This is a genomic window from Pseudomonas sp. 9_2_1 (genome assembly GCF_059295275.1).
The window spans coordinates 3,684,288-3,706,874 of the sequence record NZ_CM181239.1 but is presented as its reverse complement, the minus strand read 5'-3'; the positions used below and the strand labels follow the sequence as shown (position 1 = coordinate 3,706,874).

Genomic DNA, 22,587 nt, shown 5'->3' with positions numbered 1-22,587 from the left:
CTGTCGCCGGACAGGCATCGACCCGCAGAGGCTCAGCATGATCTACGCACAACCCGGAACCCCAGGCGCCGTCGTGTCCTTCAAGCCACGCTATGGCAATTTCATCAATGGCGAGTTCGTCGCGCCGGTGGCTGGCCAGTACTTCACCAACAGCTCGCCGGTCAATGGCCAGCCGATTGCCGAGTTCCCGCGCTCCACCGCCCAGGACATCGACCGGGCGCTGGACGCCGCGCACGCTGCCGCCGCTGCCTGGGGCAAGACCTCGGTGCAGGACCGTGCCCTGATGCTGCTGAAAATTGCCGACCGGATCGAGCAGAACCTGGAAGTGCTGGCGGTCAGCGAAACCTGGGACAACGGCAAGGCGGTGCGCGAAACCCTGAATGCCGACGTGCCGCTGGCGGCGGACCACTTCCGTTATTTTGCCGGTTGCATTCGTGCCCAGGAGGGCGGCGCCGCCGAGATCAACGAAGGCACCGTGGCCTATCACATCCACGAACCACTGGGCGTGGTCGGGCAGATCATCCCGTGGAACTTCCCGCTGCTGATGGCCGCCTGGAAACTCGCGCCGGCGCTGGCCGCCGGCAACTGCGTGGTGCTCAAGCCGGCGGAACAGACGCCATTGTCGATCACGATCTTTGCCGAACTGATCGCCGACCTGCTGCCGGCGGGCGTATTGAATATTGTCCAGGGCTTTGGCCGTGAAGCCGGCGAGGCCCTGGCCACCAGCAAGCGCATCGCCAAGATCGCCTTCACCGGTTCCACCCCGGTGGGCTCGCACATCATGAAATGCGCGGCGCAAAACATCATCCCGTCTACCGTGGAGCTGGGCGGCAAGTCGCCGAACATCTTTTTCGAAGACATCATGCAGGCCGAACCCGCGTTCATCGAGAAGGCCGCCGAAGGGCTGGTGCTGGCGTTCTTCAACCAGGGCGAGGTATGCACCTGCCCGTCGCGGGCGCTGATCCAGGAGTCGATCTACGAGCCGTTCATGGCCGAGGTGATGAAGAAGATTACCAGGATCACCCGCGGCAACCCGCTGGATACCGAGACCATGGTCGGGGCACAGGCGTCGGAGCAGCAATACGACAAGATTCTTTCGTATCTGGAGATTGCCCGGGAGGAGGGCGCGCAGCTGCTCACCGGTGGCGCCGCCGAACGCCTGCAAGGCGACCTGGCCAGCGGTTACTACATCCAGCCGACCCTGCTCAAGGGCCACAACAAGATGCGGGTGTTCCAGGAAGAGATCTTCGGCCCGGTGGTGGGCGTGACCACTTTCAAGGACGAAGCCGAAGCACTGGCCATCGCCAACGACAGCGAATTCGGCCTGGGCGCCGGCCTGTGGACCCGCGACATCAACCGCGCCTACCGTATGGGCCGGGCGATCCAGGCAGGGCGGGTGTGGACCAACTGTTATCACCTGTACCCGGCACATGCCGCGTTTGGTGGCTACAAGAAGTCCGGCGTGGGGCGTGAGACGCACAAGATGATGCTCGATCACTACCAGCAGACCAAGAACCTGCTGGTGAGCTACGACATCAATCCGTTGGGCTTCTTCTAAACCGCGTCGCCTTCTTCGCGGGTAAGCCCGCTCTTACAGGGAACGGGTATCCCTTGGAGGAGCGGGTTTACCCGCGAAGAGGCCGGACATGTTGATACCAACGCCCCCCGCAAACTCGTTCCAAAGTAGCATTCGCCCCCGCCGCCCTCCATGCATTAATGCCACTACCGGAATCGCCCGGCACAAGAAGAGGACTGCCCCATGTGGACTAAACCCGCCTTTACCGACCTGCGCATTGGCTTCGAAGTTACGATGTATTTCGCCAATCGTTGATGGTCTGTCCGGCCATCACTGCGGTGGCCGGATCTTCAGCGGTCTGGTTGCTTTCGCGGCGGGATGCTTTACGCTGGCGGTTACCTTCCAGAACAATAAAAACAGGCTTTCCGATGAGCCAGAGCTTCAGCCCGCTTCGCAAGTTCGTTTCGCCTGAAATCATCTTTGGTGCCGGCTGCCGGCACAACGTCGCCAATTACGCCAAGACCTTCGGCGCGCGCAAGGTACTGGTGGTCACCGACCCCGGAGTGATCGCCGCCGGCTGGGTAGCCGACGTGGAAGCCAGCCTGCAGGCCCAGGGCATCGACTACTGCCTGTACAGCGCCGTATCGCCCAACCCACGGGTCGAAGAAGTCATGCTCGGCGCCGAAATCTATCGGCAGAACCACTGCGATGTGATCGTTGCCGTGGGCGGCGGCAGCCCGATGGACTGCGGCAAAGCCATTGGAATCGTGGTCGCCCACGGGCGCAGCATCCTCGAATTCGAAGGCGTCGACATGATCCGCGTGCCCAGCCCGCCGCTGATCCTGATCCCGACCACTGCAGGCACCTCGGCGGACGTGTCGCAATTCGTGATCATCTCCAACCAGCAGGAACGCATGAAGTTCTCCATCGTCAGCAAGGCGGTGGTGCCGGATGTGTCGCTGATCGACCCGCAAACCACCCTCAGCATGGACCCGTTCCTGTCGGCCTGCACCGGCATCGATGCGCTGGTGCATGCCATCGAGGCCTTCGTTTCCACCGGCCATGGCCCGCTGACCGACCCCCATGCGCTGGAAGCCATGCGGCTTATCAACGGCAATCTGGTGGAGATGATCGCCAACCCGACTGATATCGGCCTGCGCGAGAAAATCATGCTGGGCAGCATGCAGGCAGGGCTTGCGTTCTCCAACGCGATTCTGGGCGCGGTGCACGCGATGTCGCACAGCCTGGGCGGTTTTCTCGACTTGCCCCATGGCCTGTGCAACGCGGTACTGGTGGAGCACGTGGTGGCGTTCAACTACAGCTCGGCGCCGGAGCGTTTCAAGGTGATTGCCGAAGTGTTCGGCATCGACTGCCGTGGCCTCAACCACCGGCAGATCTGCGGGCGCCTGGTGGAGCACCTGATTGCACTGAAGCACGCCATCGGCTTCCAGGAAACCCTGGGCCTGCACGGGGTACGCACCTGCGATATCCCGTTCCTGTCGCAGCATGCGATGGATGACCCGTGCATTCTCACCAACCCCCGCACGTCGAGCCAGCGAGATGTCGAGGTGGTCTATGGCGAGGCCCTCTGACGACCAGCAACGGGCGCTGGCCGGGCTGCTGGGGCTGGGCGACCACTCGGCGCGCAAAAGCCATTACCCGGAGCTGGCCGCGCGCCTCGACGAGCTGGAGGCCGAGCGCAACCGCTATAAATGGCTGTTCGAAAACGCCGTGCACGGGATTTTCCAGGCCAGCCTGCAAGACGGCATGCGTGCCGCCAACCCCGCGCTGGCGCGCATGCTGGGCTACGACGACCCGCAAGCCGTGCTGTTTTCCCTCACGGACCTGGCCAGCAACCTGTTTGACGGCGGTGCCGAAGAGCTGCAGGCGATCACTGCCATCCTTGCCCGCGACCGCAGCCTGCACGGTTACGAAACCCGCTTGCGGCGCAAAGATGGCAGCCATCTCGATGTGCTGATGAACCTGCTGCTGAAACCTGGCCAGGAAGGGTTGGTGGAGGGGTTTGTCGCCGACATCACCGAGCGCAAGCTGGCCCAGCAGCACCTGCAGCAGCTCAACGACCAACTGGAGCAGCGGGTTGCGGCACGCACCGACGAGCTGCTGGAGGCCAACCGCAACCTGCAGCAGCAGATCGCCGAGCGCAAACAGATCGCCCGCGCCTTGCGCGACGCCCGCGATGCCGCTGAAACCGCCAACCGCAGCAAGGACAAGTACCTGGCAGCTGCCAGCCACGACCTGCTGCAGCCGCTCAATGCCGCCCGCCTGCTGATCTCGACCCTGCGTGAACGGCCATTGCCTGAGGCGGAGCACGTCCTTGTCGAGCGTACCCATCAGGCCCTGGAGGGCGCCGAAGACTTGCTGACCGACTTGCTGGATATCTCCCGGCTGGACCAGGCAGCGGTGAAGCCTGACGTGGCGTTGTACCGCCTCGACGAATTGTTTGCGCCGCTGGTTTCGGAGTTCCGTTCGGTGGCCGATGCTGCAGGGTTGAAACTGCGCGCGCGGGTGGGTGGCTATGCGATCAGCACCGACCTGCGGTTGCTGACCCGTATCCTGCGCAACTTCCTCAGCAACGCCTGCCGTTACACCGACGAGGGCCGTATCCTGCTGGGTGCCCGGCGCCGTGGCGAGCATTTGCGGCTGGAGGTGTGGGACAGCGGCCGGGGCATTGCGCAGGACCGGCTGCAGGCCATTTTCCTCGAGTTCAACCAGCTGGACGTTGGTCGCGCCGCCGATCGCAAAGGCGTGGGCCTGGGGCTGGCCATCGTTGAGCGCATCGCCAGGATTCTCGGCTATCGCATCGAGGTACGCTCGTGGCCGGGGCGGGGTTCGGTGTTCAGCATCGAAGTGCCGCTTGGCGCACACATGCCGCAGGCCGTTCAGCAGGCTGTACCGCAACCCAGCGCTGGCGACCCGCTACCGGGCCGCCGCCTGTTGGTGCTGGACAATGAAGTGAGCATCCTTGAAAGCATGGGCGCGCTGCTGGAGCAGTGGGGCTGCGAGGTGGTCACCGCGACGGACCAGGCAGGCGCGCTGCAGGCCTTGCAGGGGAGGGCACCGGAACTGATCCTGGCGGATTTTCACCTCGATCACGGGGTGGTCGGATGCGCGGTGGTCAGGCATTTACGGCAGCATTTTGCCGCTGCCATTCCTGCCGTGATCATCACTGCCGACCGCAGCGACCAGTGTCGGCGGGCCCTGCAGAAGCTCGGCGCGCCATTGCTGAACAAGCCGGTGAAACCGGGGAAATTGCGTGCGGTGTTGAGCCAGTTGCTGGGCTAGAGCAATTTTTTAAATCCAATATATTGTGGCTTACGTTCGTTTTTACGATTTAAGCCACAATAAGTGAGAATTACATAGTTGGCGGGCTACACGCTGCCATTGCAAGGGCAGCGTTGAATGCCAGTCAGTTAGGAAATTAGGTCCGCTTTGCGGCCCATCGCCGGCAAGCCAGGCTCCCACAAGTACGGCGCATGGCTTGAATTCGATGCGGCTGGGGTGGGAGCTGGCTTGTCGTGGCGACGAACCGCGGCGATGGGCTGCGTTGCAGCCCCATTAGCCTTCATCCGCCGCGCGCGAGAAACTCAGGTGCCGCGCAGCCACCAGAAAAACATGCAGGCTGCCCAGGTGCGAACCATTGAGGTTCATCGCGCCGTTTTTGTACATCGACCCATCCTTGTTCACAGTCCACCGATGGCAGTTATACGTTTGCCAGCAGGCTGCGCCCTTTCGCCAGGTAGGCGTCGAACTCATCCTGCGGGACCATGCTGCCACCCGTGCCCCAGACCAGGTGGGTGGCATGCTGCAGCTGAGCAGGGCTAAAGCCCTGGCGCGCCAGGTACGCCTGAGCTTGCAGCACCCGCGCCATACCGGGTACGCCGGCTAACGCGGAGGGTTCCAGCTTGACCTTGTCCTGCTCGAAGGCAACCACCATCAGGCTGTACAGTGCCTCGTCGGTGACGGTGTAGTAACCATCGATCAGCCGCTGCATGGCTTTGCCGACGAACCCGGACGGGCGCCCGACAGCCAGGCCGTCGGCAGCGGTGATGTTGTCGATGCCGAAGTCCTGCACGCTGGTTTGGTCGTGCAGGCCGGTGTACACACCCAACAGCATGCAAGGGGAGTGCGTGGGCTCGGCAAAGATGCAGTGCACCGCATCACCGAATACCAGCTTCAGGCCGAACGCGACGCCGCCAGGGCCGCCGCCGACACCGCAGGGCAGATAAACGAAAAGGGGATGGTCTGCGTCCACCTTGATGCCAGCTTGCTCGAGCTGGTTGGCCAGCCGTTCAGCCGCAACGGCGTAGCCCAGAAACAGTTGTGGGGAATTTTCGTCGTCAACGAAATAGCAGCTGGGGTCGGCTGCCGCCTGTTCGCGACCCTGCTCGACCGCAACGCTGTAGTCGGAGGCGTGTTCCACCACCGTCACGCCGTTGGCGCGCAGTTTGTCCTTTTTCCATTGCCGGGCGTCGGACGACATGTGCACGCTTACCTGAAAACCCAGTTTCGCGCTCATGATCCCTATCGACAAGCCCAGGTTGCCGGTCGAACCCACGGCAATCTTGTGCTGGCCGAAGAACGCGCGGGCCTGGTCACTGGCCAGTTTGGCGAAGTTGTCCGCCGCTGTGATCAGGCCGGCCGCCAGGGCCAGGTCCTCGGCATGCTTGAGCACCTCATGGATACCGCCCCGGGCCTTGATCGAGCCGGAGACCGGCAAGTCGCTGTCTGCCTTGAGCCATAGGCTGCCAACGTTTTGCAGTGAATGTTGGTCGATGAGTCGTTGACGCAGTTGCGGCAGAGGGGTGATGTGCGACTCGATGATCCCACCGGCAGCCGCAGTTTCGGGGAAAACCGTGGCGAGGTAGGGTGCAAACCGCTGCAACCGCTTGCTGGCCGTTTGCACGTCTGTAGCTGTCAGGCCTACATCGCCCAAGGCTGCTGACGCGCTGGCGATGGCGGGGTTGAACCAGCTGGTCTCTTTCAGGGCGACCAGGTCGGTGATGATCGGGTGGCTGTGTTGCCAGTTTTCGAGGGTTTTACCGTGAATCATGATTTCACCTGTCGCGCGGTAGTTGCACAGTAGAACAGACAATCTTCGACAGGAGGAGGGCAGGATTCAAACGATCGGTCCTCAACCCACAGGTGAACCGAGATCATGCATGGTGCCAGCACGAGCGGCTGTATCGGGCGGTGCTGGCAGTGTAGGAACAACTGTCATGCGCAAAATTCAGAAAGCCTGCAGGGCTCAGCGCGAGCTCAAGAGCTCTTTGCGGACAATTTCCGCGCCTGCACTTAACGCGTGGAGTTTGCCGCGGGCTACCTGGCGAGGTAACGGCGCCATGCCGCAGTTGGTGCAAGGGAAGAGCTTGTCGGCGTCCACGAACTGAAGTGCCTTGCGCAGGGTGTTGGCCACGTCCTCTGGTGTTTCAATGGTATGGGTAGCTACATCGATGGCCCCGACCATGACTTTCTTGCCGCGGATCAGCTCAAGCAGGTCCATTGGGACATGCGAGTTGTGGCACTCCAGAGAAATGATATCGATGCTGGACTGTTGCAGTTTGGGGAAGGCTTCTTCGTATTGTCGCCATTCCGACCCCAGGGTCTTTTTCCAGTCTGTATTGGCTTTGATGCCATAGCCATAGCAGATGTGCACCGCCGTTTCGCATTTCAGGCCTTCAATGGCGCGCTCCAGAGTAGCCACGCCCCAGTCATTCACCTCGTCGAAGAACACATTGAATGCGGGTTCATCGAACTGGATGATATCAACGCCGGCGGCTTCGAGTTCCCTGGCTTCTTGGTTGAGGATCCTGGCAAATTCCCAAGCCAGTTTTTCTCGGCTTTTATAGTGGGCGTCATACAGCGTATCGATCATGGTCATGGGACCTGGCAGCGCCCATTTTATGGGTTGCGAGGTTTGCTGGCGCAGGAACTTGGCATCCTCGACAAACACCGGCTTCTGCCGGGCGACAGCGCCCACGACCGTCGGTACGCTGGCATCATAGCGATCACGAATTCTAACGGTTTCACGTTGCTCGAAATCGACACCGCTGAGATGCTCGATAAACGTGGTTACAAAATGCTGGCGGGTTTGCTCACCGTCACTGACGATATCGATGCCAGCGTGCTGCTGTTCGTGCAATGCCAGGCGCAAGGCATCCTGTTTGCCTTCACGGAGTTGTTGGTCTTGCAATTTCCAGGGTGACCACAGTGTTTCAGGTTGTGCAAGCCAGGACGGTTTCGGCAAGCTGCCGGCAGTGGAGGTGGGAAGCAGTGTGTTCATGACAGATGACCTGATGTTTTAGAGTGTGATCAATGCGCGTGGCGAGCAGACCACTGCTCTAGCGTGGCTTGATAGGGTTTGACAAATTGCTCTTCGGCATATTTGCCCTGCTCGATAGCCAGGCGGCTACGCTCTGCGCGGTCATAGACAATGCGCGTGAGTGAGTAGTCCTGGTGCTGCAGGCTGGGCTGGTAGCACTTTCCGGCTGCCGAATTGGCGTTGTAGATTTCAGGTCGGTAAATTTTCTGGAACGTATCCATGGTGCTGATGGTGCTGATCAGCTCCAGGTTGGTGTAATCAGCCAGCAGGTCGCCGGAGAAATAGAAAGCCAGCGGCGCGGCACTGTTCGGCGGCATGAAATAGCGAACTTTCAAACCCATCTTGTTGAAGTAGTCGTCCGTCAGGGAGTAGGCATCCTGCAGGTATTCAAAGCCGAGCACCGGGTGCTGGTTCTCGGTGCGGTGATAGGTCTTGCTGCTCGATACGCTCAGGCAGATAACGGGTGGCTTGTCGAAGTGCTGCTTGTAGGTGTCGGAATTGACGAAGCACTTGAACAGCTTGCCATGCAAATCGCCAAAATCATCGGGGGTGCTGAAATGTGTGCGGTTTTTATTGTGCTCCAGCAGGCGCACACTGAAGTCGTAATCGCGCACGTAAGAAGAGAAATTGTTCCCGACCATCCCCCCGATACGCGTGTTGGTTGCACGGTCGAAAATGTCGGCTTTCAATATCTCTATCAGGGGCAGAGCAGTGCTGCACTGTTGGGCGGCAAGGTTCATTTCGACCGAGATTATTTCAAGTTCGACAGAGTAGCGATCACCTTCTGGATTATCCCAATGAGCCAGGGTATTGAAACGATTATCGATCATCTTCAGGGTGTTGCGCAGGTTTTCCTGGCGATTGGCGCCCCTGGCCAAGTTGGCAAAATTGGTAGTAATGCGAGTATTTTCGGCGGGGTGATAATGTTCGTCGAAAACAATACGCTTGAGGGTAAACCGAGGTTCGTTATTCATGGTGAACGGGTGTCCTGATGCCTGAGGTGCTGGCGTAATTTGATAGTGTGATCATTCAGCCAGCGCTTCCCAGCTTCCATCCCTGGGACTTTCGCTCAGTAGTCTCTTGAGTGTTTATGATGAGACGTAGTTTAGGCGGGGGTAGTCATTGAAGGGTAATGAATAGATTTCACAGGCTTTTTAGTACTGTTCATGTTGGGTAAGTCAGTTGAAGATGGCCCCGGCTCATCGACCGGGGCCTACAGCACGGCGGCAGCTATTGCCGCCAGGGCATCAGGCACGCTTGATCAACGCTCACCGTCTTTTTTTTGCCCGGCGTCCTGCCCGCGCTGGCCACCCATCCGCCCGGCATCAGATGCCTGGTCCTTGTTGCCGTGGCTTTCGCCCGCTTGCCCACCTTGGCGGCCGGCTTCCTTGGATTTATCCCAGTCCTTGTTCATCTTGTCGTCGGGCATCTGCCCGCCTTGCTGGCCGCCTTTCTGATTTTGAGTCATGTCGCCACCGGCGCCATGGCCGCCTTGCTGGCCTGCCTTGCCGACATCGGTATTGGCGGTGCCGCCTTGATTTGCGCCTTTGTCTTGGTTGTTAGCCATGATCGCTTACCTCAAGTCAACACAGGAAGTTCTGTGTTCAGTTGTGACCTGCGCAAAGCCCGGTGAAGTGCAAAACATTGCGGCTTTTCTGACGAGGCGCTTTAACGACCTTCGGCCCGGTATTTAGCGGCTGAAAACCCAGCGGCCACGCTGCGTTTCAGCGGATACCCAACCAGCGATCGAGTGAGAGGCGGCCGGCGCCCTTGGCCACCAGCAGCAGCAACAGCCCTGCCCAGGTCAGGTGTGTCGGCCAGGCATCCGGGTAGACAAACACCTCGATCACCGTGGTCATGCCCAGCAGCGCCAGAGCCGAGAGGCGGGTGAACAACCCCAGCACCAGCAGCAGCGGGAACAGGTGCTCGGCATAAGTGGCCAGGTGCGCGGCAAGGTGTGAAGGAATCAGCGGCAAGGCGTATTCACTTTGAAACAGCTCATAGGTGCTCGGGGTGATGGTAAGCACGCCCTCGACCTTGGTCCGCCCGGACAGGAAGAACACCGAGGCAATCCCCAGTCGCGCGATCAGGCACAGTACCGAGTCGCCCAACAAGCCTTGCAGCCATTCGGCAAGCCGGTTCCAGTGCTGACGCAGGCCGGGGCTGGCGGTTGTGGTGGGGGAAATGTGCATGGCAGCCTCCTTCAACGGGGCAGGGACAGTGGGGCGAGTGCCTGGGCGCCAAGCAGGCTACCCAGCAACGCATTGAAGTCCAGGCCGGGTTCGGCCTGCAGTGCCAGGGCCGAGGCCCGGTCCAGGTCATGCCCGTTGGCACAGGCATCCAGAAACGCGCAGGCGCCCTCGGTCAACGCCTGCCAGCCAACACCCTCGACGTCGCCCACCAGCAACACGCCTTCGCCATGCCAGGCGATGTGCTCCGGCATCGGCTGCGCCAGCCGGTTATGGTGCCAGAGGGTGTACACCGGATGCTCTGCGAACCACTGCCAGCGTGCGCTGCGCCGCGGCTGCAAGGTACAGCGGGCAAGGTCGCTGGCGGTCATCCCGGCGAGTTCGGCCACGTCCAGGGCGGGTGCCTGCTCGGCGCAGAATGCTTGCAACCACAGCCAGTCCAGCCGGGCGACGTCGGCCAGGTAGGTCAGCCCGTTGGCGCAGGCGAAGGGGGCCAGGTAGTCGGCAAAGGTTTCGCCGTAGGCAATCAGCCGCGCATCAGGCGGCGGGTACTGGCGGGCGTAGCGGCCAGCCACGTCGGCCAGCCAGTCGCGACCGACCAGCCGTTCGACGCTGGGGAAGTTGTCGCAGAGCGCGTCAACACAGCCCTTGAACACGGTGTTGCGGTACACCGCGAAGCCGGGTTGCGCGGCAACGCCGGTTGCGCTGCCGTGGTACAGGGCCTGGATGAAGGTGTCCTGAAAATGCGCCAATGTGCGGTTCATGCCGGCCTCCGTGACAGGCTGAGAATGGCCTGGGCCACATCGCGTTCAGCCAGCAGGCTATCGAACCCGGGTAGGTGGTCGTCACGTTCGATCAGTGTCGGCCGTGGGCCGATGCGCCCGACCAGGCGTTGGAACAGGGCCCAGACCGCTTCGCTGACAGGGGCGTCGTGAGAGTCGATCAGTAATGCCGAGTCGGCGTCGTGGCTGTACCCGGCCAGGTGGATCTCGACAATGGCCTCGGCAGGGAAGCGGTCAAGATAGGCTTCGGCAGAGAAACCCAGGTTGTGCGCGCTGACATGCACGTTGTTGACGTCCAGCAACAAGCCACAGCCGGTGTGCTGCACCAGTTCGGCAAGGAACTCGGCTTCGGCGTAGTCGTGGCCCTCCAGGCTCAGGTAATGGCTGGGGTTCTCGACCGCGATAGGCCGGCCGAGTGCATCCTGGGTACGCTGGATATTGTCGGTGATACGCCGCAGGGCTTCGCTGCTGCGCGGAAACGGCAGCAGGTCGGGGTGATAGTGGCCGCGCCAGGTTGACCAGGCCAGGTGTTCCGACACCAGTGCCGGTTGCAGGCGTTGCACCAGCGCTGCCAGGCGCTGCAGGTGCAGTGGGTCGGGGGGCGCAGCGGCTGCAAGGGACAGCGAGACCCCGTGCAGTGATAGCGGGTGGCCGGCGCCGATACGCTCCAGCCAGGCGAGCCGTGGGCCGCCGACCATGTAGTTTTCCGGGTGCACCTCGAACCACAGGTGTTCGGTGTCACAGCCCAGTGCCTGTGCATAGTGCTCGGCCTTGAGGCTCAGCCCGGCACCCAGCGTGTGCAATGCGTTCATGGTCGGCGGCCTTCGCTCAGGACTTGATCGGGGTCAGCGAGCCCATGCCGTTGGGCGTCTTGATCGAGGTACAGGTACCAGCGGGCACGTTTTTCCAGTGCATGCCGTCATAGTCCTGCTTGGCACTGCCGGCGCAAGAGGTGCCAGCACCCGCCTTGCAGTCGTTTTTCCCGGCCATGGCCACGCCGTAGCATTTTTCCATGGCGGCGCCAGCAGGCGCCTTGGTGTCGGCTGCCACGGCGGTGCCGGCCAGGGTGGCGAGGGCAACGGCAGCAGCGGCAAGGGCGAAGTTGTTCATGGTGGATCTCCAGAAGTGGCAAGGCCGGTGGCGGTTCCCCTCGGCTCATCCATCAGTTCGTCATCCGTGCGGTTCGGGTTACAGCAGGCAAAAAATATTTTTTGAGGTTTGCCAAGGGCTCTCCTAACGTTGTGAAGCACACCACCGGTCGCATTTTTCCTACGGGGTGTAACCAGGACCGCTCATGCCGCGAACTACCCCTCAGGCACACTTGAACGCACGCGAGGCGCAGCTGCAGCAATTGCTGTTGCATGGCATGCAGGGTGACGAGCAGGCGTACCGGGCGTTCCTGAGTGCGCTGGCGGTACATTTGCGGGCCTTTTTACGCCGGCGCCTGGCCGGGCGCCCGCATGAGGTCGAAGACCTGCTGCAAGAGGTATTGCTTGCGGTGCACAATGCCCGCCATACCTACCTGCCCGGGCAGCCGCTGACCGCGTGGGTGCAGGCCATCGCGCGCTACAAGCTGGCCGATCACTGGCGCGCCTTTGCCCGCCACGAAGCACTGCACGAACCGCTGGACGAAGAGCAGGCCCTGTTCGCCAGCGAGGACGACCAGCCACAGGAGGCCAGCCGTGACCTGGGGTTGCTGCTGCGAAGCCTGCCCGACCGCCAGCGGCTGCCGATCCAGCACGTCAAGCTCGAAGGCCTCAGTGTCGAGCAGACGGCCAGGCTGACCGGGTTGTCCAGCTCGGCGGTCAAGGTTGGCATCCACCGTGGGCTCAAGGCGTTGGCGAAAATGATACGAGGCAAACCAGACAATGAAGACCATTGATTTGATCGGCCTGCTGGCCAAGGGCGAGGTGCCTGGACCGCGGCATGCCCTGGCCCGGCGCTTTGCCCTGGCGCTGATTGCCGGCGGCCTGGGCGCGCTGCTGTTGATGATGGCGGTGTACGGCGTGCGCGCGGACCTTGCCGACGTGGCGCGGCTACCGCTGTTCTGGGCCAGGCTGGCGCTGCCGGCAAGCCTGGCGGCGGCGGCATTGTGGCTGTGTAGTCGCCTGGCGCGCCCGGGGGTGAACGGCGGCGCGGCCTGGGTGGTATTGGCCCTGCCCATCGTGCTGGTATGGCTGGGCGGGGCGATGGCGTTGGTCGGTGCGCCGGTCGAATCGCGTGCCGAGTTGATGCTGGGACGTACCTGGCGTACCTGTGCATTGAACATTGGCTTGCTTGGCATTCCGGCGCTGGCGGCGGTGTTCTGGGCCTTGCGCGGCCTGGCGCCGACCCAGTTGCGCCGGGCCGGCGCAGCGGGGGGGCTGTTGGCCGGTGCTGTTGCCACATTGGCGTACTGCCTGCATTGCCCTGAGATGGAGGTACCGTTCTGGGGTATGTGGTACGTGTTGGGCATGGCGCTGCCCACCGTGCTGGGGGCGCTGCTGGGGCCACGCTTGCTGCGTTGGTAGCTGCCAGGTGCGCATGGAGCCCGAAGTTGGCCTGGGCTGCACCGTGCTGATCTACTCCCCAGGTAGGCGGGTAACGCGCCTGGTGGTGAGCTTGACCCGATGACTCTGGCCGGTCCCGTTACCCAGCATGCAGAAACCATCCTGCTGGTGGATGATGAACCGACCGTGCGCATGTTGCTGACCGATGCGCTTTCAGAGTCTGGGTATACGGTCCACTGAACCTGGCTACCGTGAAGCGCAGAGCTAGCCAGGGAGTCACTGGGTCATATCACTTTTACTGCGCGACCAATGAACTTCACCGGGCCGGTAGGCAGGCCTGAAGGCGAGCCGCCAGCCTTCTCCAGGGTCAGCTCGAACAGCTGGTTGGCCTCCAGCGGGGGCAGGCTCTGCAGCGGCACGCGGTAGGGCTCGCCCGGTTTGACCAGGCCCAGAGAAACAGGCGCCTGCCACTGTTCACCCTTGGTCCAGAACTGTAAGGCCATGCCCTCTGGGACCGCATCGCGCCCCAGCGGGATCAACTCGATCACCCGGCTGTCGCTGGCCTGCACGACCCAGCCAGGGGCCTGGCTGCTTGGCGCCACCAGTACCACCAGGTAACGGGTTGTGGGGGCCGGGGTGGTCAGCAAGGTAAACGCCAGTAGCAGGCTTGCAGCCAAGCCGGCGGCGCTTAGGCCTTGCCACAGGCCAAGACGTTGCCACCAGCCGAGCTGCGATGCCCTGGCGGGTGCAGGCAGCTCATCGAGACTGCGCTGGATACGGCCCCACAGGCGCGCACTCGGCGGCTGCGCGGTGGCCAGCTCGGTCAGCGGCAGCAGGCGGGCTTCCCAGGCATCCACGGCGGCGCGCAAGGCGGGGTCTGCGCTCAGGCGCTCGGCTATGGCGGCATGTTGCTCGGGTGGCAAGGTTCCCAGCACATACTCCCCGGCAAGGGCGTGCAGTGCTTCGATAGCATCGGGCTTCATTCCAGGCACTCCCGCAACGCCTTGAGGCTGCGCTTGATCCACGCCTTGACGGTGCCCAGCGGCGCGCCCAGCAGGCTGGCGATCTCGGCGTGGCTGCAGCCATCCACATAGGCATGCAGGATGCAACGCTGCGGCGCGGGCTGTAATTGCTCGAGGCAGCGGTAGATCTTTGCCGAGCCTGACCAGAGGTCCATCCCATCCAGCCCACCGCGCATTGCCAGCGCAGCATCAACCTCGACGTCGTCAAACTCGGTTTCCCTGCGGCTAGCACGGATCGAATTCAGCGCCAGATGGCGGGTGATGCTGTAGATCCAGCCCCGCGCCGAGCCGCGGGCCGGGTCGAAACTGGCGGCGCGGGTCCAGATACGGATGAACGCATCGTGGACGATGTCTTCGGCCGTGGCGTCATCCTGCACGATGCGCCGGGCAACGCCCAGCAGACGTGCGCCTTCGTGATCATAAAGCGCCTGCAAGGCGGGGCGATCGCCCTGCGCACAGGCCTGCAGGCAGCGTTGGAAGTCGAAAGGGACTGCAGGCGAGTTCAACGAGTGCGGCTTCCTTGAGTCATGCCAGGTACCCCGGCCATCCGGCCGGGGGCTTGCCAACGAGCGTAGATGATCGATTGCCAGGTGTCTGCTCAAGCGGCCTTCATTTCGCCGTCCAGAACACATAGTCCGCCTGGTACTTGACTTGTTGCCGTGTGCCCTTGTCCTGCGCGGTGCAACCACTGGCCGGGGCCACGCCACCTTGAGTGGCCAGGCGCTGGATATAGCTGACACCTTGCATGGCACCCTGGCCTTCGGCCGGGTTGGCCTTGACCAGCTGATAGGGCAGGGCACTGGTGCCGGCCGGGGCTACCGCCAACTGGGTGCCGGTGACTTTCGAGCCATCCTTGGCTTGCCAGGTGGCGGGTGGGCCGAAGTATTCGCCCAGCGCTTTGCCAGCCCGGTCGTTCAGCACCGCTTTGGGGCCGACGAATGCCCATTCGGTCTGGCCGGGGGTGCTGGCCTTGTCACGGCACTCATAGGTGATTTCGCCGACGCCGATGGTTTCCAGCATGACGCGATGGCCATCGGGCACCTTGACGGCATCGGGCAACGTGGCTTGGGCGAGGGCGGCTGGCGCTGCCATGGCGAGGCTGCAGGCTAGCAGGCAGGCGCGGGTTCTGGCGTTCATGGGCAATGCTCCTGAAAGGTCATTTGGCTGGGCGAGCACAGGCCGCCCACTACCAATACCCGCCAGCAGGCAAATTGGATGCACTGGTCGCAGATGAATCGCTACCGAGGCGTTGCAGTTGAACGTCAGCCGATGATGGGCCTCTCACATGAAAGGGTACAGTGAGGCCTTGGTCATGAGTATTGAACGCAGCATCCCTGAGCTTGAAGCCTGGTATGCCCAGTACGACGACATCAGCTACCGGCGCGAATCACCGGATGCCTACCACCATGAGCTGCTCCGCACCGCAGAAGCCCTGCGTGACGATGGTGCCATCGAGTGGGACGACTGGCTGGCGCTAAAGGCGCTGGCCGACGAGGCGCATTTGGGCGCAGTCGAAGATGCCGTGCAGGCGCACGTAAGCGACCCGGACGCATGAAAGCGCTGAAGATTGCCACTTTCAACATCAATGGTATCCGCAGCCGGCTGCCTGCCCTGCTGGCCTGGCTGGAGCGGGAGAAGCCTGATATCGCTTGCTTGCAGGAGCTAAAGGCCGCGGACCCGCAGTTTCCGCAGCAGGCACTGGAGGCGGCCGGTTACGGTTGTTTGTATCACGGCCAGCCTTCGTGGAACGGTGTGGCCATCCTGGCGCGTGACAGCGAACCCCTGGAGGTCCGGCGCGGCCTGCCAGGCATGGAAGATGATAGCCAGAGCCGCTACCTGGAGGCCGCGGTTCACGGGGTGCTGGTGGCCTGCCTTTACCTGCCCAACGGCAACCCGCAGCCTGGACCGAAGTTCGATTACAAGCTGCGCTGGTTTCACGCCCTTATCGAGCATGCGCGGGGGTTGTACGGTAACGGTCACCCGACGCTGCTGGCAGGCGATTTCAATGTGGTGCCCACCGACATGGACATCTACAACCCACGTTCCTGGTTGAAGGACGCGCTTTTGCAGCCAGAGTCGCGTGGGTGTTTCGAACAGCTGCTGGAGCAGGGCTGGGTCGATGCCCTTCGGCATCTGCACCCGGACGAGCGTGTTTACACCTTTTGGGATTATTTCCGTAACCACTGGGCGCGCAACGCCGGGTTGCGTATCGATCACCTGCTGCTCAACCCCGACCTTGCACCGTATCTGAAGCGGGCCGGGGTCGATGCTTGGGTGCGCAATGAGGTGAAGGCCAGTGATCATGCGCCGGTGTGGATCGAGCTGGGTGCCCGGCGTCGGTAAGGGAGGTGATCTGGCGAGTTGCATCAGGGGTTATAGGTGCTTGCCGCAAGATATGCAGCGAGCACCTGCCAGCCCCACGCTATTCAAGCCCCCCGCAACCCCAGCCCATCGCGCCCCTGCGCATGCAGCCCGGTGTCCTGCGGCAGGGCGGTAACCTTGATCGCCCGCACCGGTACCGCGAACTTGGCACCGACTTTGCCAAACCGCTCAAGCAGCCGGAAGTTGATGGCCTGCTGGATGTCCATGTACAGGTTGTAGCCAGGGTCCTTGACGATATACACACATTCGAACTCCAGCGCTTCCTTGCCAAAACCGCGCAAATGGGCGCGGTCGAAGCGTACCTGGTCCTGGGCCTTGATCGCCTCCTCGACTATGCCGGGGGCTTTCTTCACCGCTTCGGTGGGGGTGTCGTAGGACAGGCCGAACTCGAACACGATGCGCCGTTCATGCAGGCGTTTGTAGTTCTGGATGGTGCTGCCGATCATGCTGGCGTTGGCCATGACGATCTGCTCGCCGCCCAGGCTGCGGATGCGCGTGGTCTTCAGGCCGACGTGCTCCACGGTGCCGGCCAACGGCCCGATGACGATGAAGTCGCCCACCTCGAACGGTTTGTCGACGGCGATCGACAGCGAAGCGAACAGGTCGCCAAGGATGTTCTGCACCGCCAGCGCAACGGCGATACCACCTACCCCGAGGCTGGCGACGAAGGCGGTGATGTTGACGCCCAGGTTGGACAGCATGGCCAGCACCACCACCGACCACAGCAGCACCCTCGCGCCCCAGGCGGACAGGGTGGCCAGTGCGCTGCCCTGGTTCAGGCCGTCGCCGCCATGGCGCGCAAAATACCGGCTCAGGCCCAGGCCGATGGCGCGGTTGGCCCACAGCCCGATCTGCAGGGCCGCGACCACGAACCACAGGCTACCCACCCGCGTCAGCCAGCGCTCGGGCAGGTCGAGCATGCTCAACCCCACCAATAGCGAGGCCAGAAACAGCAGGAAGTTGCTGGTGCCGGCGAGCACTTTGGCCAACACCTGGCTTAACACACCGTCGTGTTCGGACCAGCGCCTGACCCGCCGCTGCACGAAGCTGATGGCTGCACGGGCCACCAAAAAGGTCACGACGGAAACGGTCAGGGCCAGAAACAGGTTGAGAATGGAGATACCGAACAGGGTGTTGTCGGTGAACATTGCGATGAGACGATCACTCATGAGGGGTTGCCTCCTCCTGCGGGAATTAGCGGTGACGGTAGGGGCGGGCAGGCCGCGACACAGTGACTTGCGGATGGGCCCGGCTTGCCTGTGTCTGCGGCTAAAGCTGCGCCTACACGGGTTGGGCCGGGCCGGGGGGAGGTAGTTCGATCGGATTTCTGCACGCCGGGCATGCTGCAGCGCAACAGGCCCGGGTGAAGGACCGGGCAGGTATCAGGCAGCGCGCTGCTCGCCCTTGAGCAGCTTCTTCTGTGCTTCCATGGCCTGGCCCATGTCTTCGAGTTCCTGCTTGCCCAACAACTTGCGAGCGGTCGGGAACAGCTCGCTTTCTTCTTCCTCGATATGGTGTTCCAGCAGCTCCTTCATCACCTTGACCCGGCCGGCGAACTCCACGGTGCCGGTTTCAGTGCCTTCCAGGTCAGGCAGCACCAGCGAGTCGACGGTACGGTGCTCTTCCTTGGCCTCGTAATACATCTTCGCCTCTTCCTTGCCCCCGGCCTGTTTGATGGCGGGGTAGAGAATGTCCTCTTCAAGCCGGGTATGGATGGAGACTTCCTGCTTGATCCGCTCCAGCAGTTCGGCGCGTTTTTTTACGGCGCGCTCAGTGGTGGAGGACAGTTCCTCCAACAGCTTTTTAACCAGGTGATGGTCCTGAATCAGCAATTCGATAGCGTTCATGGGTAACCTCTCGCGGCTGGGAAAAATCACGGTTGCAAGAGGTTGAGTGGGGGCCTGTCGGCAAGGTTCCGCGCCAGTGATGGCTGGCGCCGGTTCGCTTGCCTGCGCGCGGCGGGTGCAGCAGTGACTGAGGGGTCAAAATAAATGGAATCTTTTCTCGCTCTGCCGGCTCAATTAGCCAGGGTTTGATGGAGGAGAGTCCAATGGCAGGGCAGCAACTGTATGTGATCGAATACGAGCTTCACGGAGAATTCAGGACATTCATCATTCGCATGGAGCGCATGGACAACACCGAGGCATGGCACTGGGCGAGTTGTGACGCCGGGGTGGGGATCATCCCCCGTTTTGGTCAGCACAAGATCAAGAAAGTCAGCCGGCCCATGGCTGAGCGTTATGGCATTTCCAATGTAAGGTGGCGGCCGTCAGGCCAAGGGCCGGAGTTTGTCGCGCCGCCCGTGGACATGAAGAAGTTTGCCGTTGGTAACGGCGACAAGTCCTGAGCGTTGCTGGGTGGACGCAAGCTGATCGACCCCGAAGCGCCGCGCGAGCACCTTTCCCGCCATTTGCCTGCCCTTCATCATGTATCGTGTAGGCCGAGGGTCCGGTTGCGCGGGCCGCGCCTTTTTCCGATGCTCGAGGTCAACCCATGGAACGCGATACCCCTGACGGCACCGCCAGTGGCCAGGCGTGCGCTGCGCAAACAGCAGAGCGGCTGCAGCTGGCGCTGGACGCGGGTGCGATCATTGGCACTTGGGTGTGGGACATCCCCAATGATCGCGTGACAGCCGACGAGCGTTTTTCCCGTTCATTCGGTTTGCCGGTAGAAAGGTGCCTGGCCGGCATGCCGCTGGCAGAAGCATTCGGCTCCATTCATCCGGATGACCGCCAGCAGGTGGCCAGCGCCATCGAGGCCGCCATGGCGCGTGGGGGAGCTTTTCGCTGTGAATACCGGGTGCGCCAGGACGATGGCTGCTACCACTGGGTAGAGGCCAACGGCCGGGCCGAGCTGGATGAGCAGGGCAGGGCCGTGCGCTTCCCTGGTGTGCTGATGGACATCGGCTCGCGCCGGGAGGCTGAGGCCGAGCGTGACCGGGTATCGGCGATGTTGCGTAGCTTCACGGCGGCGGTGCCCGGGGTGGTATACGCCAAGGACCGGCAGGGGCGAATGCTGGTGGCCAACCATGGCGCGACGCAGCTGATCGGCAAGCCACCGGAATACTACCTGGGCAAGACTGACCTGGAGTTCCTGGAGGACAAGCAGCAGGCCCGGCAGGTGATGGCTACCGACCAGCAGGTGATGGCTGGGGGCACGTCGGTGCAGGTCGAGGAGCGGGTAGACATGCCCGATGGCTCGGTGACCCACTGGCTGTCGGTCAAGGCGCCACTGCTCAGCGACGGTGGCGAGGTGATCGGGCTGATCGGCTCGTCCATCGACGTCACCGCCCGCAAGCTGGCAGAAGCCCAGCTACTGGAACTCAACCGCACGCTGGAAGCGCGTATCTGCGAAGCCGTGGCCGAGCGTGAAGAGGCCCAGGCTGCACTGCGCCAAGCGCAGAAAATGGAAGCGGTCGGCCAGCTGACCGGTGGCATCGCACATGATTTCAACAACCTGCTGGCAGGTATCGCCGGCAGCCTCGACCTGATCCGTGCGCGGCTCAGGCAGGGCCGTGCGGAGGACGTCGAGCGTTACCTGACGGTCGCCTACGGCGCCACCCGCAAAGCGGCGGCATTGACCCATCGGCTGCTGGCATTTGCCAGGCGGCAGACGTTGATCCCGGTGCAAACCGATGTGCATGGGTTGATCACCGGCATGGAAGAGCTGATACGGCGTACCGTTGGGCCAGCGGTGGTGCTTGATGTGAACCTGTCAGCCACCCTGAGTACCTGTCTGGTCGACCCGGCACAACTGGAAAACGCCTTGCTCAACCTGTGCATCAATGCGCGTGACGCCGTCGGTGAGGCGGGTCGGATCTGCATACAGACATGCGACCAGCATGTCGAAACCGGCACCGATCCTGATGTCCTCCCAGGTGATTACCTGACCATTTGCGTGGCCGATGAGGGCTCCGGCATGGACCCGGCAACCTTGGCCAAAGCCTTCGAACCGTTCTTCACCACCAAACCGGTGGGGGCTGGCACGGGGCTCGGGTTGTCGATGGTATACGGCTTTGCCAAGCAGTCCGGCGGGCAGGTACGGATCGAGTCTACCCCAGGGCACGGCACGCGCGTGTACCTGCAGCTGCCAGGCCATGGCGGTGCCGCCCAGGCAGTGCCCGAGCCGCAGGCGTCGGCGTGCGCCTACCCAGCCTCGCCGGGTGAAACGGTGCTGGTGGTGGATGACGAGGGCTCGGTACGTATGTATGTCAGCGAAGTCCTCAGTGGCCTTGGGTACGTGGTCATCGAAGCGGCCGACAGCCTCGCCGGCCTGCAACTGCTGCGCTCGGACACCCGAATCGACCTGCTGATAACCGATATCGGCCTGCCCGGCGGCGTTGATGGCCGCAAGATGGCCGAAGCCGGGCGTATTGCCCGGCCAGGGTTGCCGGTGTTGTTCATGACCGGCTATGCACAGCCGCAGCCGGCACATGAGAATTGGCCGGGGCAGGGGGCTGCCGTATTGACCAAGCCGTTCACGCTTGATGCCTTGATCGGCAGCCTCAACAGCTTGCCACGGCACGCCCAATGAGGCCTGGGCGCTTGCGCATGGCCGCGCCCCGGTGCAGGCTCAGCCCGCAAATGTGCCCGCAGTTGCCCCGGGCACCAGGATCACCTTGCGGCAATTATCTTTCTTCTGGTCGAACATCTTGTAGCCCATGGCGGCTTCCTCCAGCGCCAGGCGATGGGTGACGATCAGCTCCGGTTGCAAACGCCCGGCCTCGATATGCTCGAGCAGCTCGGGCAGGTACTTCTGCACGTGTGTCTGGCCCATCTTGAATGTCAGGCCCTTGTCGAACGCGTCGCCAAACATGAAGCCATGAATGTAGCCGGCATACACGCCCGGCACGCTGACCACGCCGCCGCGGCGCACCGCGACCAGGCTCTGGCGCAGGGCCTTGCCGTTGCTGCCCTCGATCTTCAGGCTGGTCAGCACGCTCTCTGCCGTGCTGCCCTTGGCTTCGAAACCTACCGCATCAATCACCGCGTCCACCCCGCGCATCCCGGGGGTGAGGCGGATGATGCTGTCGGCCGGGTCGTCGTCTTCCAGGAAGTTGATGGGGATCACCCCGTAGGCATCCCGGGCGAAGGCCAGCCGGTATTCGTTGTTATCGATCATGAAGATGGTCTGGGCGCCGAGCATACGCGCGCAGGCGGCGCTCAGCAGCCCTACCGGACCGGCGCCATAGATGGCCAGGGTGGAGCCCTTGCCGACCTGGGCGTTGGTTACCGCCTGCCAGGCGGTAGGCAGGATGTCGGAGAGGAACAGCACCTTGTCATCGGGCAGGGCGGTCGGCACCTTGAATGGCCCGAAATTGGCCTTGGGCACCCGCACGTAATCGGCCTGACCGCCCGGTACGCCGCCGTACAAGTGGCTGTAGCCGAACAATGCTGCCCCCGGGGGGACGACCTTCTTGCTGGGGATGGCGCCGCGATCGGTGTTGGTGGTTTCACAAGCGGCAAACAGGTCATGCTGGCAGAAGAAGCAACTGCCGCAGGCGATCACGAACGGGATCACCACGCGGTCCCCGACCTGCAGGTTGGTCACCGCGGGCCCTCTTTCCTCGACGATGCCCATGAACTCGTGGCCAAAAATGTCGCCTGGCTCGGTTTGCGGGATCCTGCCGTGGTACAGGTGCAGGTCCGAGCCGCAGATGGCCGTGGCGGTAACGCGCAGGATGACATCGTCATCGGCCTTGATGCTCGGGTCCGGCACGGTGTCGACCCTGACGTCCTGTGCGCCGTGGTAAGTCAGTGCTCTCATGCGTTCAACTCCTGCTAGGGCGGTTGTTATATGCAGGTTAGCCAACAGGCAGGAAAACGTTGAGGTGAACTGCACCTGAAGCAGGTAACCGGTTGCTGCAG

The 22,587-nt window shown here is 62.5% G+C and carries 24 protein-coding genes; 10 read left to right on the top strand and 14 right to left on the bottom strand.

Annotation, left to right across the window (positions count from 1 at the left end; genetic code table 11):
• Positions 1–37 precede the first annotated feature (37 nt).
• From exaC to AC5O5I_RS16730, 4 genes are all read left to right on the top strand, one after another.
• Positions 38–1,558 carry an acetaldehyde dehydrogenase ExaC gene (gene exaC, locus AC5O5I_RS16745; RefSeq protein WP_172228138.1) on the top strand — a complete coding sequence of 507 codons (1,521 nt, stop codon included), beginning with the start codon at positions 38–40 and terminating at the stop codon, positions 1,556–1,558.
• Between the two features lie 201 nt (positions 1,559–1,759).
• On the top strand, positions 1,760–1,831 hold the full coding sequence (pqqA, locus tag AC5O5I_RS16740) for a pyrroloquinoline quinone precursor peptide PqqA (protein WP_003253598.1): 72 nt from the start codon (positions 1,760–1,762) through the stop codon (positions 1,829–1,831).
• Positions 1,832–1,944: 113 nt separating this feature from the next.
• Positions 1,945–3,108 (top strand): alcohol dehydrogenase-like regulatory protein ErcA, encoded by a 1,164-nt coding sequence (gene ercA, locus AC5O5I_RS16735; protein ID WP_172286163.1) that lies wholly within the window; start codon positions 1,945–1,947, stop codon positions 3,106–3,108.
• Positions 3,092–4,819, top strand: coding sequence for a PAS domain-containing hybrid sensor histidine kinase/response regulator (locus AC5O5I_RS16730; RefSeq protein ID WP_494511186.1), 1,728 nt, complete (start codon positions 3,092–3,094; stop codon positions 4,817–4,819). Before ercA ends, AC5O5I_RS16730 begins: the two co-directional genes overlap by 17 nt.
• Before the next feature lie 418 nt (positions 4,820–5,237).
• Here AC5O5I_RS16730 and dsdA read toward each other — a convergent pair whose 3' ends face one another.
• The 8 genes from dsdA to AC5O5I_RS16690 all read right to left on the bottom strand — a co-directional run bounded on the left by dsdA (position 5,238) and on the right by AC5O5I_RS16690 (position 11,937).
• Positions 5,238–6,587, bottom strand: coding sequence for a D-serine ammonia-lyase (gene dsdA / locus AC5O5I_RS16725; protein ID WP_494511185.1), 1,350 nt, complete (start codon positions 6,585–6,587; stop codon positions 5,238–5,240).
• A 195-nt stretch (positions 6,588–6,782) separates the two neighbouring features.
• Positions 6,783–7,817 carry a methionine synthase gene (locus tag AC5O5I_RS16720; protein ID WP_494511184.1) on the bottom strand — a complete coding sequence of 345 codons (1,035 nt, stop codon included), beginning with the start codon at positions 7,815–7,817 and terminating at the stop codon, positions 6,783–6,785.
• A 29-nt stretch (positions 7,818–7,846) separates the two neighbouring features.
• A complete protein-coding gene (locus AC5O5I_RS16715; protein ID WP_494511183.1) occupies positions 7,847–8,830 on the bottom strand; it encodes a DUF1852 domain-containing protein in 984 nt (327 codons plus the stop codon).
• 287 nt (positions 8,831–9,117) lie between these two features.
• The gene (locus AC5O5I_RS16710) at positions 9,118–9,423 is read right to left on the bottom strand and encodes a hypothetical protein (RefSeq protein ID WP_172221943.1); all 306 of its coding nucleotides are present in this window, start codon (positions 9,421–9,423) and stop codon (positions 9,118–9,120) included.
• A 157-nt stretch (positions 9,424–9,580) separates the two neighbouring features.
• Entirely contained in the window at positions 9,581–10,048 is a 468-nt protein-coding gene (locus tag AC5O5I_RS16705) for a DoxX family protein (RefSeq protein WP_172221946.1), read from the bottom strand.
• An 11-nt stretch (positions 10,049–10,059) separates the two neighbouring features.
• Complete coding sequence (locus tag AC5O5I_RS16700) at positions 10,060–10,809, bottom strand: HvfC/BufC family peptide modification chaperone (RefSeq protein ID WP_494511182.1); 750 nt, start codon at positions 10,807–10,809, stop codon at positions 10,060–10,062.
• Positions 10,806–11,639 (bottom strand): MNIO family bufferin maturase, encoded by an 834-nt coding sequence (gene bufB, locus AC5O5I_RS16695; RefSeq protein ID WP_172285653.1) that lies wholly within the window; start codon positions 11,637–11,639, stop codon positions 10,806–10,808. Before bufB ends, AC5O5I_RS16700 begins: the two co-directional genes overlap by 4 nt.
• Before the next feature lie 16 nt (positions 11,640–11,655).
• Positions 11,656–11,937 (bottom strand): BufA1 family periplasmic bufferin-type metallophore, encoded by a 282-nt coding sequence (locus AC5O5I_RS16690; protein WP_172221955.1) that lies wholly within the window; start codon positions 11,935–11,937, stop codon positions 11,656–11,658.
• 184 nt (positions 11,938–12,121) lie between these two features.
• On the opposite strand from AC5O5I_RS16690, the gene AC5O5I_RS16685 reads away from it, so the two are divergent.
• Both AC5O5I_RS16685 and AC5O5I_RS16680 read left to right on the top strand, forming a co-directional pair.
• Positions 12,122–12,709 (top strand): sigma-70 family RNA polymerase sigma factor, encoded by a 588-nt coding sequence (locus tag AC5O5I_RS16685; protein WP_172221958.1) that lies wholly within the window; start codon positions 12,122–12,124, stop codon positions 12,707–12,709.
• The gene (locus AC5O5I_RS16680) at positions 12,696–13,337 is read left to right on the top strand and encodes a DUF1109 domain-containing protein (RefSeq protein ID WP_494511181.1); all 642 of its coding nucleotides are present in this window, start codon (positions 12,696–12,698) and stop codon (positions 13,335–13,337) included. The genes AC5O5I_RS16685 and AC5O5I_RS16680 overlap by 14 nt, the downstream gene beginning before the upstream one ends.
• Positions 13,338–13,600: 263 nt before the next feature.
• On the opposite strand, the gene AC5O5I_RS16675 is transcribed toward AC5O5I_RS16680, so the two are convergent.
• The 3 genes from AC5O5I_RS16675 to AC5O5I_RS16665 form a co-directional block, all read right to left on the bottom strand.
• The gene (locus AC5O5I_RS16675) at positions 13,601–14,299 is read right to left on the bottom strand and encodes an anti-sigma factor (RefSeq protein ID WP_172285652.1); all 699 of its coding nucleotides are present in this window, start codon (positions 14,297–14,299) and stop codon (positions 13,601–13,603) included.
• The gene (locus AC5O5I_RS16670) at positions 14,296–14,844 is read right to left on the bottom strand and encodes a sigma-70 family RNA polymerase sigma factor (protein WP_172221967.1); all 549 of its coding nucleotides are present in this window, start codon (positions 14,842–14,844) and stop codon (positions 14,296–14,298) included. Before AC5O5I_RS16670 ends, AC5O5I_RS16675 begins: the two co-directional genes overlap by 4 nt.
• Positions 14,845–14,947: 103 nt before the next feature.
• Entirely contained in the window at positions 14,948–15,475 is a 528-nt protein-coding gene (locus AC5O5I_RS16665) for a DUF3455 domain-containing protein (RefSeq protein ID WP_494511180.1), read from the bottom strand.
• A gap of 175 nt (positions 15,476–15,650) precedes the next feature.
• Between AC5O5I_RS16665 and AC5O5I_RS16660 the strand changes: the two genes are divergently transcribed.
• Both AC5O5I_RS16660 and xth read left to right on the top strand, forming a co-directional pair.
• Complete coding sequence (locus AC5O5I_RS16660) at positions 15,651–15,893, top strand: hypothetical protein (protein WP_172221973.1); 243 nt, start codon at positions 15,651–15,653, stop codon at positions 15,891–15,893.
• On the top strand, positions 15,890–16,681 hold the full coding sequence (gene xth / locus AC5O5I_RS16655; protein WP_172221976.1) for an exodeoxyribonuclease III: 792 nt from the start codon (positions 15,890–15,892) through the stop codon (positions 16,679–16,681). The genes AC5O5I_RS16660 and xth overlap by 4 nt, the downstream gene beginning before the upstream one ends.
• Before the next feature lie 83 nt (positions 16,682–16,764).
• Here the strand turns inward: xth and AC5O5I_RS16650 are convergent, their stop codons facing one another.
• A complete protein-coding gene (locus tag AC5O5I_RS16650) occupies positions 16,765–17,889 on the bottom strand; it encodes a mechanosensitive ion channel family protein (RefSeq protein ID WP_172285649.1) in 1,125 nt (374 codons plus the stop codon).
• Positions 17,890–18,102: 213 nt separating this feature from the next.
• On the bottom strand, positions 18,103–18,567 hold the full coding sequence (locus tag AC5O5I_RS16645; RefSeq protein ID WP_172221982.1) for a PA2171 family ribosome-binding persister protein: 465 nt from the start codon (positions 18,565–18,567) through the stop codon (positions 18,103–18,105).
• Positions 18,568–18,770: 203 nt separating this feature from the next.
• On the opposite strand from AC5O5I_RS16645, the gene AC5O5I_RS16640 reads away from it, so the two are divergent.
• Together AC5O5I_RS16640 and AC5O5I_RS16635 are read left to right on the top strand one after the other, a co-directional pair.
• A complete protein-coding gene (locus tag AC5O5I_RS16640; protein WP_172221985.1) occupies positions 18,771–19,067 on the top strand; it encodes a DUF6555 family protein in 297 nt (98 codons plus the stop codon).
• 146 nt (positions 19,068–19,213) lie between these two features.
• Positions 19,214–21,253, top strand: coding sequence for a hybrid sensor histidine kinase/response regulator (locus tag AC5O5I_RS16635; protein WP_172221988.1), 2,040 nt, complete (start codon positions 19,214–19,216; stop codon positions 21,251–21,253).
• A gap of 39 nt (positions 21,254–21,292) precedes the next feature.
• Here AC5O5I_RS16635 and AC5O5I_RS16630 read toward each other — a convergent pair whose 3' ends face one another.
• Complete coding sequence (locus AC5O5I_RS16630; protein ID WP_172221991.1) at positions 21,293–22,486, bottom strand: zinc-dependent alcohol dehydrogenase; 1,194 nt, start codon at positions 22,484–22,486, stop codon at positions 21,293–21,295.
• Positions 22,487–22,587 lie beyond the last annotated feature (101 nt).